This is a genomic window from Variovorax sp. MSC1_012 (assembly GCF_023667525.1).
Taxonomy (GTDB): Bacteria; Pseudomonadota; Gammaproteobacteria; order Burkholderiales; family Burkholderiaceae_C; genus Variovorax; species Variovorax beijingensis_B.
In genome coordinates this window covers 4,527,868-4,543,003 of the sequence record NZ_CM174443.1, presented here as the reverse complement: position 1 = coordinate 4,543,003, position 15,136 = coordinate 4,527,868, and the positions used below count along the sequence as shown (strand labels likewise).

At 69.0% G+C, this 15,136-nt stretch carries 14 protein-coding genes; 5 read left to right on the top strand and 9 right to left on the bottom strand.

What is annotated here, in order from left to right:
* Positions 1-7 precede the first annotated feature (7 nt).
* Together glyA and L1081_RS21260 are read right to left on the bottom strand one after the other, a co-directional pair.
* Positions 8-1,270 (bottom strand): serine hydroxymethyltransferase, encoded by a 1,263-nt coding sequence (gene glyA, locus L1081_RS21265; RefSeq protein WP_489413952.1) that lies wholly within the window; start codon positions 1,268-1,270, stop codon positions 8-10.
* A gap of 106 nt (positions 1,271-1,376) precedes the next feature.
* Positions 1,377-2,378 carry a tripartite tricarboxylate transporter substrate-binding protein gene (locus L1081_RS21260; RefSeq protein WP_489413951.1) on the bottom strand — a complete coding sequence of 334 codons (1,002 nt, stop codon included), beginning with the start codon at positions 2,376-2,378 and terminating at the stop codon, positions 1,377-1,379.
* Between the two features lie 125 nt (positions 2,379-2,503).
* On the opposite strand from L1081_RS21260, the gene L1081_RS21255 reads away from it, so the two are divergent.
* On the top strand, positions 2,504-3,499 hold the full coding sequence (locus tag L1081_RS21255; protein WP_489413950.1) for a helix-turn-helix domain-containing protein: 996 nt from the start codon (positions 2,504-2,506) through the stop codon (positions 3,497-3,499).
* 146 nt (positions 3,500-3,645) lie between these two features.
* A complete protein-coding gene (locus L1081_RS21250) occupies positions 3,646-5,232 on the top strand; it encodes a prolyl oligopeptidase family serine peptidase (protein ID WP_489413949.1) in 1,587 nt (528 codons plus the stop codon).
* Positions 5,233-5,247: 15 nt separating this feature from the next.
* On the opposite strand, the gene L1081_RS21245 is transcribed toward L1081_RS21250, so the two are convergent.
* The 3 genes from L1081_RS21245 to purE are packed head-to-tail and all read right to left on the bottom strand — an operon-like array spanning position 5,248 to position 7,981.
* Complete coding sequence (locus tag L1081_RS21245; RefSeq protein ID WP_124959047.1) at positions 5,248-6,249, bottom strand: L-threonylcarbamoyladenylate synthase; 1,002 nt, start codon at positions 6,247-6,249, stop codon at positions 5,248-5,250.
* Positions 6,246-7,439 (bottom strand): 5-(carboxyamino)imidazole ribonucleotide synthase, encoded by a 1,194-nt coding sequence (locus L1081_RS21240; RefSeq protein ID WP_489413948.1) that lies wholly within the window; start codon positions 7,437-7,439, stop codon positions 6,246-6,248. The genes L1081_RS21245 and L1081_RS21240 overlap by 4 nt, the downstream gene beginning before the upstream one ends.
* Positions 7,436-7,981 carry a 5-(carboxyamino)imidazole ribonucleotide mutase gene (purE, locus tag L1081_RS21235; protein WP_489413947.1) on the bottom strand — a complete coding sequence of 182 codons (546 nt, stop codon included), beginning with the start codon at positions 7,979-7,981 and terminating at the stop codon, positions 7,436-7,438. The genes L1081_RS21240 and purE overlap by 4 nt, the downstream gene beginning before the upstream one ends.
* A gap of 36 nt (positions 7,982-8,017) precedes the next feature.
* Here purE and L1081_RS21230 point away from each other — a divergent pair, with 36 nt between their 5' ends.
* Together L1081_RS21230 and L1081_RS21225 are read left to right on the top strand one after the other, a co-directional pair.
* Positions 8,018-8,938: a tetratricopeptide repeat protein gene (locus L1081_RS21230; protein ID WP_489413946.1), complete on the top strand. Its 921-nt coding sequence runs from the start codon at positions 8,018-8,020 to the stop codon at positions 8,936-8,938.
* A 116-nt stretch (positions 8,939-9,054) separates the two neighbouring features.
* Complete coding sequence (locus tag L1081_RS21225; RefSeq protein ID WP_489413945.1) at positions 9,055-9,507, top strand: META domain-containing protein; 453 nt, start codon at positions 9,055-9,057, stop codon at positions 9,505-9,507.
* Positions 9,508-9,728: 221 nt separating this feature from the next.
* On the opposite strand, the gene L1081_RS21220 is transcribed toward L1081_RS21225, so the two are convergent.
* From L1081_RS21220 to L1081_RS21210, 3 genes are all read right to left on the bottom strand, one after another.
* Entirely contained in the window at positions 9,729-10,634 is a 906-nt protein-coding gene (locus L1081_RS21220; protein WP_192327598.1) for a phosphoribosylaminoimidazolesuccinocarboxamide synthase, read from the bottom strand.
* 105 nt (positions 10,635-10,739) lie between these two features.
* Positions 10,740-11,804, bottom strand: coding sequence for a class II fructose-bisphosphate aldolase (gene fba / locus L1081_RS21215; protein ID WP_018905207.1), 1,065 nt, complete (start codon positions 11,802-11,804; stop codon positions 10,740-10,742).
* A gap of 135 nt (positions 11,805-11,939) precedes the next feature.
* Positions 11,940-12,449, bottom strand: coding sequence for an Lrp/AsnC family transcriptional regulator (locus L1081_RS21210; RefSeq protein WP_145739257.1), 510 nt, complete (start codon positions 12,447-12,449; stop codon positions 11,940-11,942).
* A gap of 139 nt (positions 12,450-12,588) precedes the next feature.
* Between L1081_RS21210 and L1081_RS21205 the strand changes: the two genes are divergently transcribed.
* Positions 12,589-13,605, top strand: a complete 1,017-nt coding sequence (locus L1081_RS21205) for a 1-aminocyclopropane-1-carboxylate deaminase (protein WP_489413944.1) — start codon at positions 12,589-12,591, stop codon at positions 13,603-13,605.
* A gap of 6 nt (positions 13,606-13,611) precedes the next feature.
* Here the strand turns inward: L1081_RS21205 and pyk are convergent, their stop codons facing one another.
* Positions 13,612-15,060, bottom strand: a complete 1,449-nt coding sequence (gene pyk / locus L1081_RS21200) for a pyruvate kinase (RefSeq protein WP_489413943.1) — start codon at positions 15,058-15,060, stop codon at positions 13,612-13,614.
* Between the last annotated feature and the right edge of the window lie 76 nt (positions 15,061-15,136).

Sequence of the window (15,136 nt, the reverse complement as noted above, 5' to 3'; positions counted from 1 at the left end):
AGCTGCCTCAGGCGGTGTAGACCGGGAAATCGCGCGTCAGCGTCGCCACCTGCGAGCGCGCCTCGGCCAGCGTGGCCGCATCCTGCGGGCGGTCCAGCAGGTCGGCGATCAGGTGGCCCACCAGGCGCGCTTCGCGCTCCTTGAAGCCGCGCGTGGTCATGGCCGGCGAGCCGAGGCGCACGCCGCTGGTGACCATCGGTTTTTCCGGATCGTTGGGGATCGCGTTCTTGTTGACGGTGATGTGCGCCTGGCCCAGCAGGGCTTCGGCCGCCTTGCCCGTCAGGCCCTTGGCGCGCAGGTCGACCAGCATCACGTGGCTTTCGGTACGGCCGCTGACGATGCGCAGCCCGCGCTCGACCAGCGCCTCGGCCAGCGCCGCGGCGTTCTTCACGACCTGCTGCTGGTATTGCTTGAACTCCGGCGCCTGCGCCTCCTTGAACGCGACCGCCTTGGCGGCGATCACGTGCATCAGCGGGCCGCCCTGCAGGCCCGGGAACACGGCGCTGTTGATGGCCTTCTCGTGCTCCGGACGCATCAGGATGATGCCGCCGCGCGGCCCGCGCAGGCTCTTGTGCGTGGTGCTCGTGACGATGTCGGCGTGCGGGATCGGGTTGGGGTACTCTCCTGCGGCGATGAGCCCTGCGTAGTGCGCCATGTCGACCATCAGCAGGGCGCCGACATCCTTCGCGACGCGCGCGAAGCGTTCGAAGTCGATGCGAAGCGCATAGGCCGAGGCGCCGGCGATGATGACCTTCGGTTTGCTCTCGTGCGCCTTGCGCTCCATGGCGTCGTAGTCGATCTCCTCGCGCTCGTTCAGGCCGTAGCTCACCACGTTGAACCACTTGCCGCTCATGTTCAGCGCCATGCCGTGGCTGAGGTGCCCGCCTTCGGCGAGATTCATGCCCATGAAGGTGTCGCCCGGCTTCATGAGCGCCATGAACACGGCCTCGTTGGCCTGCGCGCCCGAATGCGGCTGCACGTTGGCGGCCCAGCCGTGCGTGTCCGCGCCGAACAGCTGCTTGACGCGCTCCAGCGCGAGCTGCTCGGCCAGGTCGACATACTCGCAGCCGCCGTAGTAGCGGCGGCCCGGATAGCCCTCGGCGTATTTGTTGGTGAGCTGCGTGCCCTGCGCCGCCATGACGGCCGGCGATGCGTAGTTCTCGCTGGCGATCAGCTCGATGTGCTGCTCCTGGCGCTGGTGTTCCTGTTGCACGACCGCCCACAGATCGGGGTCGACGGCCTTGAGCGATTGTTTGCTGTAGCTGAACATGGATGACGTCCTGGGTGGTAGGTGGCGAAGTGGGCTCATCTTCGGCGCGCAGGGCCGCCGGTGCTGGTCTGCTTACGACACACAACATGCCATTTGCGACAGCCCTTCATGGCTGGATGTCGATCTTCGATTCGCGGATCACGCGGCCCCAGCGCACCGACTCGGAGGCCTGGAAGGAGCGCAGCCTGTCCGCGGGCAGGACCATCGGCTCGCCGCCCTGGGTCTCCAGCCAGGCCACCATGTCCGGCTGCGTCGCCGCCTTCGAGAACCAGTCGCCGAGCTTCTTCTGGACCTCGGGCGCAGTGCCCCTGGGAGCGACCAGCCCGAACCATTGCTGGACGACCACATCCGCATAGCCCAGCTCGGCTGTCGTCGGCACGTCCGGCAACACGCGGGCGCGGCTCGGGCCGGCGAGCGCCAGCACCTTGAGCTTGCCGGTCTTGCGGTTCTGCTCGGCCGCGGCCACCGGCAGGATCATCATGTCGACGGTGCCCGCCAGCAGCGCCTGCAGGCCCGGCGCCGCCCCCTGGAACGGCACGTGCATGAGCTGGACGCCAGCCGTGGCACCGAAGGCTTCGCTGCCCAGGTGGGCCAGGCTGCCGTTGCCCCAGGTGGCGTAGGTGTAGCGGCGCGGGTTCGCCTTGGCCAGCGCCACGAATTCGGCCAGGGTGTTCGCCGGCACGTGCGCGCCGATGGCGAGGGTGTAGGAAAACTTCGCGAGGCCCGTGATTTCCGCGAAGTCGCGGGTGCCGTAGTTCAGCCGGGCGTAGTAGACGGGATTGATGGCATGCGTGTCGGACGACGAGACAAGCAGCGTGTAGCCGTCTGCGGGCGCCTTGCTGACGGCGTATGAACCGATCGCGCCGCTGGCGCCGACCTTGTTCTCGACGATGAAGGCCTGCCCTGCGTCGCGCGAAACGGTTTCCAGGATCTTGCGGGCGGTCGCGTCGGTGATGGCGCCGGCCGGCCACGGCACCACGACCTTCACCGAGCGGCTCGGATAGTCCTGGGCCTGCGCGCCGATCGCCGCGACGAACATGCCGCCCACCGCGGCGAGTCTTGCCTTGGCGATGAGGCCTCTGGGCATTGCACGGATGATGAGAAGCATGGGGTTTCCTGTGGCTTGGTGATGTGTCGGATGCGGCTTTTCATCTTCGGCGTGCAGGGCCGCGGACGCCGATCGGTTTGCGACGCGCAACTTGCGCTTTGCGACATAGCCGCTAGCATCCCGCGATGAAATCCCACCCGCGGGACAAGGTCGACTGCAAGCTCCGCGTCGCATTCCTCCTGACCCCAAGCTTCACGCTCACGGCCTTCGCCGGCTTCGTCGATGCACTGCGGCTCGCCGCCGACGAGGGCGACCGGAGCCGTCCGCTCCTGGCCCGGTGGGCCGTGCTGGATGCGAGCGGCGGGCCTGTGCTTTCCAGTTGCGGGGCGAGCGTGGCGCCCAATGCGCCGCTCGATTCGCCGCAGGCCTACGACTACGTCGTGGTGGTCGGCGGCCTGCTGCACGGCGGCCAGCGGGTGCCCGCGCGCCTCAGCGCGTTCCTGCGGCAAGCGGCGGCAGCGGGCGTCAAGCTCGTGGGGCTGTGCACCGGCTCCTTCGTGCTGGCGCGCGCCGGGCTGCTGGACGGACACGTGGCCTGCGTCAGCTGGTTCCACCGCGAAGAGTTCGCCGCCGAATTCCCCGAGTGCCGCATCGTGTCGAACCAGATGTTCGTGGTCGACCGCGACCGGCTCACCTGCGCGGGCGGCACCAGCGTCGTCCATCTTGCGGCGCACGTCATCGAGCGCACCATCGGCCGCGCCAGCGCGGTGAAGGCGCTGCGCATCATGATCGAGGAACAGCCGCTGCCCTCGCGCACCCTGCAGCCGGAGCAGGTGCTGTCGGTTCGCTCCACCGACACGGTGGTGCACAAGGCGATGCTGCTGCTGGAGCAGCAGCTGCACGCGCCGGCCACGATCGAGAAGCTGTGTACGCCCCTGGGCATCGGCCGCCGCCAGCTCGAACGGCGCTTCCGGCAGGACGTGGGCCTCAGCCCCGCCGAATACCGGCAGCAGCTGCGCCTGGAGCGGGCGCGCTGGCTGCTGCAGAACACCGACCTCGAGGTGACCGAGGTGGCGCTGGAGTGCGGCTTCCAGGACGGCGCGAGCTTTGCGCGCGTGGTGCGCAAGGCGCTCGGAAGCAGCCCGCGCGAAGTGCGCCAGGCGGCGCGCACGGACCGGTAGCCGGAGCCAGGCCGCCCTCGCAGCGGCCCTGTACTGAAAACTTCTGCTGGTAGACGCGCCGCTTGCGCGCGGCCGTGGCGCTGCCCAGAATCGGACGCCCGTTCGATCCGACGACCAGCGAACAAACGACACGCAGGAGCCACGCCTTGAAAAAGCCGCAACGACAACTCCCCACTCCGCTGCACAAGATTGCGGCACTCGCCGGCGCCACGCTGCTGCTGGCGGCCTGTGGCGGCGGTGGTGGTGGTGGAGGCAGCATCGGCATCGGCCTGCCGCCGCCGGCCGGCGACACCGGCCGCGGCACGGTCGTCACGGACCCGCCCGAGCAGACCGCCAAGCTCTCGGCCGACCAGTTCCGCACCAGCCTCCAGGCTACCGACCAGGGCAAGGCCCTGCTGCAGGTGGCCGGCACGCCCAGGTGCGGGGTCGAGGTGCGCTATCTCGAGTACCGCACCGTCGGCGGCAAGAACGAAGCCACCAACGCCACCGCCGCGATCATGCTGCCCACCGGCGCCGACGTGGCCTGCAACGGGCCGCGGCCGGTGGTGCTGTATGCGCACGGCACCACCGCCGCTCGCAACTACAACCTTGCCAGGTGGACCGATTCCACCCAGCCGGCCGCCGGCGAAGGCCTGACGGTCGCCGCCATGTTCGCGGCGCAGGGCTACATCGTGGTGGCGCCCAACTACGCGGGCTACGACAAGTCGACGCTGGCCTACCACCCGTATCTCAACGGCGACCAGCAGGGCAAGGACATGGTCGATGCGCTGACCGCGGCGCGCAAGACCTTCGCGGGCATCAGCGCCAGCGACGCCGGCTCGCTGCTGATCACCGGCTATTCGCAGGGCGGCTACGTGGCGCTGGCGGCGCACCGCGAGATGCAGGCCACGGGCCGGGCGGTGACGGCGTCGGCGGCGCTCTCGGCGCCTTCGGCCATCGGCCTGCTGGCGGACTACCCCTTCATGGGCTGGCCGGCGCTCGGCAGCACGCTCTTCGTGCCGCTGCTCTCGGCCAGCTGGCAGCAGCAGTTCGGCGATGTCTACGGCAGTACCGGCGACGTCTACGAGTCGCAGTACGCCACCGGCATCGACACCCTGCTGCCGAGCCTGACGCCCATCGCCACCCTTTATGCCAACGGCAAGCTGCCGCAGCTCGCGCTGTTTCCCGCCGGTGCAACGCCGGGGCCTGTGAGCCCGGAGCTGTCGATCTTCTATGGCGCCAACAACCTGATCCGCCAGAGCTACCTGACGCAGGCGGCCGGCGACATCCAGGCGAATCCCTGCCCCGGCAATGCGCTGCCCGCCACGGCCGCCTCGCTGAGCACGACATCGCCGCTCGATTGCCGGCCGGCCGTGGGCTTCCGCAAGGCGGCGCGCGCCAACGACCTGCGCAACTGGCTGCCGACGCGGCCGGTCCTCATGTGCGGCGGCGCCAACGATCCGACCGTGAACTTCCTGAGCACCCGCGCCACCGCCGGCTACTTCCGCGCCCGCGGCATGCCCGCCGCCGCGCTGACGGTGGTCGACCTCGAGGATCCGGGCACCACCGATGCCTATTCAGCCGCGCGCGCCGGCTTCGCCCAGGCCAAGAGCACCTTGGCGCAGAACACCCCCGGCAGCGACGCCGACAAGCGGCAGGCCGTCACCCTGGCCTACCACGGCACCCTGGCGCCGCCGTTCTGCCTGGCTTCGGCGCGTGGCTTCTTCCAGGGCGTGCTGGCCGCCGGCGGCTAGCGAAGGCTTGAGGGGTCAGCCCATTGAAGCGCGATGCAGGCGGTCGCGCACGCCTTCCCATTCGGGCGTGTCGGGCGGCGTCTCGACCCAGATCAGCTTGACGCCCTCGGCATCGAACTCGCGCAGCACCGCGAACAGCTGGTGCGCGCTGGCCGCCGCGTCGTCCGGCATGCGCCGCTGCAGCACGCGCTGGGAGTGGCTGCGCACCTCGGCGCGCGTCCACACCGCGATGTGGGCCGCGCCCGGGCCGAGCACGTCGAGGCCGGCCTGGATGGCCTTGGCATCCATCAGCCGCAGCTTGGCGTTCGGCGCGTAGTGCGCCTCGAGCGTGCCGGAGGCGCGCGGATCGGGCGTCTCGAGCACCTCGCGGTTGCTCAGGCGCTCGCCCGCGGCGGCCTCGATTTGCGCGCGCGTGATCAGGCCCGGGCGCAGCAGCACGGGCGCGCCGCGGCTGCAGTCGACGATGGTCGACTCGATGCCGACCTCGCAGGCGCCGCCGTCGATCACCGTCAGCGCATCGCCGAACTCGTCATGCACATGCTGCGCGGTGGTGGGGCTCACGCGGCCGAAGCGGTTGGCGCTCGGGCCCGCGAGCCCCGGCACGCCCTGCTCGGCGCAGGCCTCGAGCAGGGCCTGCGCGACCGGATGCGACGGGCAGCGCAGGCCGATGGTGTCCTGCCCGCCGGCGGCCGCGGCCGCCACGCCGGGCTGGCGAGTGACGATCAGCGTCAGCGGGCCGGGCCAGAAGGCCTGCACCAGCTTCTGCGCGAAGGGCGGCAGCGGCTGCGCGAAGCGCGACAGCGCCTCGGTGCCCTTGATGCCGGCCGCCACGTGGACGATCAGCGGATGGTCGGCCGGCCGGCCCTTGGCCTTGAAGATGCCGGCCACCGCCATGTCGCTGGTGGCGTCGGCGCCCAGGCCGTAGACGGTTTCGGTCGGGAATGCGACCAGCCCGCCCGCGCGCAGCACGCGCACGGCCTCGGCAATGGCTTCCGGGGATTGGCCGTCGAGGATCATGCGAAGTCGGCCGCCGACAGCGCCGGCAGGCCGAGCACGGTGGCGGCCCGGGAAGCCGCGGCGCGCACGCTTTCGAGCGTGGCGCCGGTGAGGGTCAGATGGCCCATCTTGCGGCCGCGGCGCGGTTCGATCTTGCCGTAGAGGTGCAGGTGCACGCCGGGCAGCGCGAGCACTTCGCTCCAGCGCGGCGCCACCGGCTTGTCGCCGCCCGCGGTGAACCACAGGTCGCCCAGCAGGTTCAGCATGATCGCCGGGCTGTGCTGGCGCGGCGCGGCCAGCGGCAGGCCCGCGAGGGTGCGCACCTGCAGCTCGAACTGCGAGACGTCGCAGGCTTCCATGGTGTAGTGGCCGCTGTTGTGCGGCCGCGGCGCCATTTCGTTCACCACCAGCGAGCCGTCGGCCAGCGCGAAGAACTCCACGCACAGCACGCCCACGTAGTCCAGCCCGGTGGCAATGCTCTTGGCCGAATTGATGGCCGCCTGCGCCACGGTCTTGGGCATGTTCTGCGCATGCACCTCGGTCACGGCCAGGATGCCGTCGCGATGCAGGTTGCGCTGCGGCGGAAAGTGCACCAGCTGCCCGTCGCGGCCGCGCGCGACGATCACCGAGCATTCGAATTCGAGCGGCAGCAGCTTCTCGAGCACGCAGGGCACGCAGCCCGCGGCCTGCCAGGCGTCGACCAGTTCGGCGCGCGTGGACACGCGCTGCTGGCCCTTGCCGTCGTAGCCCAGGCGCGCGGTCTTGAGGATGCCGGGCAGCAGCACATCTTCGACGGCGGCGAGCTGGGCCGCGGTCTCGATGACCGCATAGGGCGCGCAGGCCACGCCGCAGCGCGTGAAATGGGCCTTTTCGGCGATTCGGTCCTGCGCGATGGCGATGGCGCCCGCGTCGGGGGCCACGGGCCGGGCCACCGACAGCTTCTCCAGCGAGGGCGCCGGCACGTTCTCGAACTCGGTCGTGACCGCATCGGCCAGGCCCGCGAGCCGCGCCAGGCCGTCGACGTCGGCGTAGTCGGTGTGGATGTGGTGGTGGCTCACGCGGCCGGCGGGGCTGTCGGCGTCGGGGTCGAGCACGGCCGTGAAATAGCCCATGCGCTGGGCGGCATGGGCGAACATGCGGCCGAGCTGGCCGCCGCCGAGCACGCCGAGCGTGGCGCCCGGAAGAATGGGAAGGCCGTTGTTGCCGTTCACAGCGCACCCCCGCCCTGGGGCGAGAACGGCGACACGGCAGCGGCATCCGGCGGCGGCGGCAGTGTCATGGCCTCGGCCGCGGCGGTTTGCGCGGCGCGGAAGGCATCGAGCCGGGCCCGCAGCGCCGGGTCGTTCACCGCCAGCATGGCCACCGCGAACAGCGCCGCATTGGCCGCCCCCGCGTTGCCGATGGCAAAGGTGGCCACCGGCACGCCCTTTGGCATCTGCACGATGCTGTAGAGCGAATCGACGCCCTGCAGGTGGCGGCTGGCCACCGGCACGCCGAGCACCGGCACCGTGGTCTTGGCGGCCAGCATGCCCGGCAGGTGGGCGGCGCCGCCCGCGCCCGCGATGATCGCTGCGAGCCCGCGCCCGGCGGCGCTTTCGGCATACGCGAAGAGCGCATCGGGCATCCGGTGGGCCGAGACCACCTTCGCTTCGTGCTGGATCCCGAATTGCTGGAGAATCTCGACCGCGTTGCGCATCGTCTCCCAATCGGAGTTCGAGCCCATCACTACACCGACCTGAATGGTTTCGTTCATGGTTCCAATTTTACGTTTCACCCCCAGTTGTTCCCGATGATCGACATCACTCTCGAAAATTTTCAGGCCGAACTGATCGAAGGCTCGGTCGCCACGCCGGTGCTGCTCGACATCTGGGCCGAATGGTGCGGACCGTGCAAGCAGCTCGGCCCGGTGCTCGAAAAGCTCGAAACCGAGTACGCCGGCCGCTTCACGCTGGCCAAGCTGGACGCCGACAAGGTGCCCCAGATCTCGTCGCAGCTGTCCGAAATGTTCGGCGTGCGCAGCATCCCGTTCTGCGTGATGTTCAAGGACGGCCAGCCGGTCGACGGCTTCGTGGGCGCCATTCCGGCCGACAAGATCCGCGAATTCCTCGACAAGCACGTGCCCGCCGCCGAGCAGCTCGAAGCCGCCTCCCAGGAGGCCGCGGCCCAGGAAGCGCTGGCCGAAGGCGACACCGAGGGCGCGCTCGAGCGGCTGCAGCATGCGGTGGCGACCGATCCGGCCAACGACGACGCGCGCTTCGACTACATCAAGCTGCTGCTGCAGATGGGCCGCATCGACGATGCCAAGGTGGCGTTCGCGCCGGTGATCGCCAGGACCACGCTGGTGCGCCGCTTCGATTCGCTGCAGCGCTGGATGGACGCCCTCGATTTTGCCGCGCCGGTGTCGGGCGCCGCGCCCGCCATCGCCGAGCTCGACGCGAAGATCGCCGCCGGCAAGCGCGACTTCGACGCCCGCTTCGCCCGCGCCCGCCTGCTGATGGCCGCGCAGCGCTGGACCGACGCCATGGACGAGCTGCTCGAGATCCTGATGCGCGACAAGACCTGGAACGAGGAGCTCGCGCGCAAGACCTACATCGCGATCCTCGACCTGATCGAGCCGCCCAAGGTGAAGGTGGCGGACGGCCAGATTCCGCCGGACGATCCGGTGGTGGCCACCTACCGCCGCCGGCTCAGCAGCGTGGTGCTGAGCTGAGCTGAACCGGGCTGCGCGGCCGATTGCGGCAAACGCAAGCATCTTGGCGAGCCGGGGCGGCCTCGCATACGATGGCGGCGATTCAACTTGTTGCAATTGAGAAGGACACACCGGCCATGCGCTTTCCCGCCCGCCACCGCGCCCGCATCGCGCTTTCCGTTTTCGCGACCGCACTGATGGCCGCCGCCCTGGCCGGCTGCGGCAGCGGCATCAGCCTCGACGAGCCGATCGAAGGGCCGGTCTGGCGCCTGGTGCAGCTGGGCGACGAGCCCATGCCGCCCGGCGGTGAAGCGCAGATCCAGTTCGACCGCAGCAGCGGGCGCGTCAGCGGAACGGGCGGCTGCAACCGCGTGTCGGGGTCGTTCACGCGCAGCGGCATCACGCTGCGCATCGGCCAGCTGGCCTCGACCCGCATGGCCTGCGCGGACCCGGTGCGCGGCGCCAACGAGGCGCAATTCATCTCGGCGCTGCAGACCACCGCGACCTACCGCCTGGCCGGCCCGGGACGGCTCGCACTGCTCGACGCGAGCGGGCGGACCGTGGCCACGCTGAACTCGGCGAACCGCTGAGGCGGGCGTCGCCGGGGGGCCAATGCGGCCGCCGCCGGGCCGCCCCAAGGCGGGCCGCGCCCCCCTCGGGGGGTGGCGAATTACACGCAGCGAAGCGAAGTGAAAAGCCGGGGGGCCAATGCGGCCGCCGCCGGGCCGCCCCAAGGCGGGCCGCGCCTCCCCCTCGGGGGGTGGCGAATTACACGCAGCGAAGCGAAGTGAAAAGCCGGGGGGCCAACACTTCAGCCGGTAAGGCGCTCCAGCGCCTCGCGGTACTTGGCCGCGGTCTTTTCGATCACTTCGGCCGGCAGGCGCGGCGCCGGCGGGGTCTTGTCCCAGGGCTTGCCGTTGATCTTGGTGGCTTCGAGCCAGTCGCGCACGAACTGCTTGTCGTAGCTCGGCGGATTGGCGCCCGCGGCCAGCGCGGCCTGGTAGCCCTCGACCGGCCAGTAGCGCGAGCTGTCGGGCGTGAGCACCTCGTCCATCAGCACCAGCGTGCCGGCCTCGTCCAGTCCGAACTCGAACTTGGTGTCGGCAATGATCATTCCCTTGGCCAGCGCGATCTGCGCAGCGGTTTCGTAGATCTCGAGGCTGGTCTCGCGGATCTGCTGCGCCAGCTTGGGGCCGACGATCTCGACCACGCGGTCGTAGCTGATGTTCTCGTCGTGCTCGCCGGCCGCAGCCTTGGCGGCGGGCGTGAAGATCGGGCGCGGCAGTTTGCTCGCGTTGGTGAGCCCTTCGGGCAGCGGCACGCCGCAGACCGAACGGCTTTCCTGGTACTCCTTCCACCCGCTGCCGGCCAGGTAGCCGCGCACCACGGCCTCGACCGGGATCGGCGTCAGGCGCTTGACCAGCATCGAGCGGCCGGTGACCTGCGGCACTTCTTCGGGTGTGACCACGCTCTCGGGCGCCTCGCCCGTCAGGTGGTTGGGGCACAGCTGGCCGAGGCGGTCGAACCACCAAAGCGCCATCTGCGTGAGGATCTCGCCCTTGCCCGGAATCGGCTCGCCCATGATCACGTCGAAGGCGCTGAGCCGGTCGCTCGCGACCATCAGGATGCGGTCTTCGCCGACGGCGTAGTTGTCTCGCACCTTGCCGCGCGCAAGCAGGGGCAGGCTCTGGATGGAAGAGGTGTGGACGGTGGTCATGGGACGGTGCTGCTGTGCGGAAACGGGTGACGGGGAAAACGGATTGTGCGCGCAGAAAAAAGCCACCGCGAACGGTGGCCTGCGAATCGCGGAAAAAGTTTGTCTTCAGACCACTTCTTGCGCGAGCTCGCCCTTGGCGTACTTGGCGGCAACGACCTGCAGCGTGTCGCCCTTGATCTTGGCGCCCTGGCCTTCGCAGCCGAACTCGATGTAGCGCTGCTTGCAGATCAGCCTGGCGGCTTCGCGCGCGGGCTTGAGCCATTCGCGGGCGTCGAACTTCTCGGGGTTCTCGGCTAGGAACTTGCGCACCGCGCCGGTCATGGCCAGGCGGATGTCGGTGTCGATGTTGATCTTGCGCACGCCGTGCTTGATGGCTTCCTGGATTTCCTTCACGGGCACGCCGTAGGTTTCCTTCATGTTGCCGCCGTACTGGCGAATGATGGCCAGCAGCTCCTGCGGCACGCTGGACGAGCCGTGCATCACCAGATGGGTGTTGGGAATGCGGCGGTGGATTTCCTTGATGCGGTCGATCGCCAGGATGTCGCCGGTGGGCTCGCGCGTGAACTTGTAGGCGCCGTGGCTGGTGCCGATGGCAATGGCCAGCGCGTCGATCTGGGTGCGCTTGACGAAGTCGGCGGCCTGCTCGGGATCGGTCAGCAGCTGTTCGCGCGTCATGGTGTCGTCGGTGCCGTGGCCGTCTTCCTTGTCGCCCTTCATGGTCTCGAGCGAGCCCAGGCAGCCGAGCTCGCCTTCGACGGTCACGCCCAGGCGGTGGGCCATGTCCGACACCTTCTTGGTGACGTCCACGTTGTAGTCGTAGCTGGCAATGGTCTTGCCGTCGGCCTCGAGCGAGCCGTCCATCATGACCGAGCTGAAGCCCAGGTCGATGGCGCCCTTGCAGACGTCCGGGTTCTGGCCGTGGTCCTGGTGCATGACCAGCGGGATGTTGGGGTACTGCTCGATCGCGGCCTGGATCAGGTGCTTGATGAAGGCTTCGCCGGCGTATTTGCGGGCACCGGCGCTGGCCTGCAGGATGACGGGCGCGCCGGTTTCCTTGGCGGCCTCCATCACGGCCTGGACCTGTTCGAGATTGTTGACGTTGAAGGCCGGAATGCCGTAGCCGTTGGCGGCTGCGTGGTCCAGCAGTTCGCGCATCGAGACGAGTGCCATGGGAAATACCTCGCGGAAATTGGGAAAAAAGAAGGCGGAAAGACGAGAGAAAACTGCCCCAATTCTATCGAGCCCCCTTGTGGGACGGCACTGACACGGGCCGCAAGGCCCGCCGGCGCGCAGCCGCAGGCGCTCCTAGATCGGCAGCTGCGTGGTCGACAGCACCTGCTTGAGCACCACGAAGGTCCGGATCTGCCGCACGCCCGGCAGGTACAGCAGCTGCTCCGCATGCAGGCGGTTGAAGCTGTCGTTGTCGCGCGTTCGCACGAGCATGAAGTAGTCGAACTCGCCCGTGACCACGTGGCATTCGAGGCAGCCCGAGACCTTTTGCGCGGCCTTCTCGAAATCGGCAAAGGAATCGGGCGTGGAGCGGTCGAGCACCACGCCGATCATCACCAGCATGCCGAGCTCGAGCGCCTGGGCGTCGAGCAGCGCCACGATGCCCTTGACGAGCCCCGCGGCCTTGAGCCGCTCGACCCGGCGCAGGCAGGCCGGCGCGCTGAGGTTGACCTTGGCGGCCAGCGCCACGTTCGACACCGAGGCATCGCGCTGCAGGGCGCGCAGGATGGCGCGATCGGTGCGGTCGAGCTCCGCCGCCGCTTCGGCTGCCTGTGCCGGCGTGCTACGCAACTTTGTTGTGCTCATTTGTGTTCTGGCGAATCAAAAACCGCTGATTCCCCGATCTTGTCTTTTTTTGCGCCGAAATTCCACCAAAGTTTGCAAGCACGTTTCGGCGGCTTCTTCCTACGATCGATGGCATCCCTTTTCTGCTGGAGCAGCACCGATGAACCTGAAGAAATTCCCCCGCCACGCGCTCACCTTCGGCCCCACGCCGATCCATCCGCTCAAGCGCCTGAGCGCCCACCTGGGCGGCGAGGTCGAGCTCTACGCCAAGCGCGAGGACTGCAACAGCGGCCTGGCCTTCGGCGGCAACAAGACGCGCAAGCTCGAATACCTGATTCCCGAGGCGCTCGAGGGCGGCTACGACACGCTGGTGTCGATCGGCGGCATCCAGTCGAACCAGACGCGGCAGGTGGCGGCCGTGGCCGCGCACCTGGGCCTGAAGTGCGTGCTGGTGCAGGAGAACTGGGTCAACTATTCCGATGCGGTGTACGACCGCGTCGGCAACATCGAGATGTCCCGCATCATGGGCGCCGACGTGCGGCTGGACAGCGCGGGCTTCGACATCGGCATCCGCAAGAGCTGGGAAGAAGCCATGGCCGACGTGCGCAAGGCCGGCGGCAAGCCCTTTCCGATTCCGGCCGGCTGCTCGGAGCATCCGCGCGGCGGCCTGGGCTTCGTCGGCTTTGCGGAAGAAGTGCGGCAGCAGGAGGCCGAGCTGGGCTTCAAGTTCGACTACATCGTGACCTGCTCGGTCACGGGCAGCACGCAGGCCGGCATGGTGGTGGGCTTCGCGGCCGACGGCCGGGCCGACCGCGTGATCGGCATCGACGCCTCGGCCAAGCCGCAGCAGACCTTCGCGCAGATCGTGCGCATTGCCAAGGGCACGGCCGAACTGGTCGAGCTGGGCCGCGACATCACCGACAAGGACGTGGTGCTCGACCGCCGCTTCGGCGGCCCCGAATACGGCCTGCCCAACGAAGGCACGCTGGAATCGATCCGCCTCTGCGCGCGCCTGGAAGGCATGCTGACCGACCCGGTGTACGAGGGCAAGTCGATGCACGGGATGATCGAGAAGGTGCGGCTGGGCGAATTCCCGGCCGGCTCGAAGGTGCTCTATGCGCACCTGGGCGGCGTGCCCGCGCTGAACGCCTACAGCTTCCTCTTCAGGAACGGCTAAGCGGGCTCAGCTCGCCCTGCAGATCTTGAGCATGTTGGTGCCGCCCGGGGCACCCATCGGCTCGCCGCAGGTGATGGCGTAGACATCGCCGGTCTGCACGATGCCGCGCTTCTTCAGGTGGGCTTCGGCCTGCTCGAGCGCGGTGTCGCGGTCGCTCTCCGAATCCATCAGCAGCGGGCGCACGTTGCGGTAGAGCGCCATCCTGCGCTGCGTGGCCAGGCGCGAGGTCAGCGCGTACATCGGGATGTGCGCGCGGTGGCGGCTCATCCACAGCGGCGTGGAGCCCGACTCTGTGAGCGCGACGATGGCCTTGGCGCCCAGGTGGTGGGCCGTGAACAGCGCGCCCATGGCAATCGACTGGTCGATGCGGCTGTAGGTCTTGCCGCTGAAGTCGGCATCGAGCATCTTGTCCTCGGCCGATTCGGCGGCCTCGCAGATGCGGCTCATCTCCTGCACGGTTTCGAGCGGATAGCGGCCCGAGGCGGTCTCGGCCGAGAGCATCACGGCGTCGGTGCCGTCGAGCACGGCGTTGGCCACGTCGCTCACCTCGGCGCGCGTGGGCACGGGGTTGGTGATCATCGACTCCATCATCTGGGTCGCGGTGATCACCACCTTGTCCATGTCGCGCGCCATGCGGATCATCTTCTTCTGCAGCGCCGGCACGGCAGCATTGCCCACCTCGACGGCCAGGTCGCCGCGCGCCACCATGATGCCGTCGCTTGCGCGCAGGATTTCCTCCAGCTTGGGAATGGCCTCGGCGCGCTCGATCTTGGCGATCAGGCCGGGCTTGTGGCCATATTCGGCCGCGGCCACGTTGCAAAGCTGGCGCGCCATTTCCATGTCGGTGGCGTTCTTGGGAAAGCTCACGGCCACGTAGTCGGCCTGGAAGCTCATCGCGGTCTTGATGTCTTCCATGTCCTTGGCGGTGAGCGCCGGCGCCGTGAGGCCGCCGCCCTGCTTGTTGATGCCCTTGTTGTTGGAGAGCTCGCCGCCGAGCTTGACGGTGGTGTGCACCGCCTCGCCGCGCACCGCGTCGACCGTGAGCACGATGAGGCCGTCGTTCAGCAGCAGCCGGTCGCCGGGGCGCACGTCGCGCGGCAGGTCCTTGTAGTCGAGGCCGACCGCCTCGGCGTCGCCGGGCTCGGTGCGCGAGGCGTCGAGCACGAACTTGGCGCCCGGCTCGAGCCAGACCTTGCCCTGCGCGAACTTGCCGACGCGGATCTTGGGGCCCTGCAGGTCGGCCATGATCGCCACCTCGCGGCCCGTCTTGCGTGCCGCCTCGCGCACCATGGCCGCGCGGTCGATGTGGTCCTGCGCGGTGCCGTGGCTGAAGTTGAGCCGCACCACGCTGACCTTGTTCAGGATCATCTGCTCCAGCAGCTCGGGCGTGTTGGACGCCGGGCCGAGCGTGGCGACGATCTTGGTGGCGTGGCGGGGAAGGCGATCCGTGATCATTGAACTTGTCTCCATTTTGTATCCGCTACTGTATACACTTTGTGTGACAACAGGAAGCGGGCACCGCCGCGCGGGC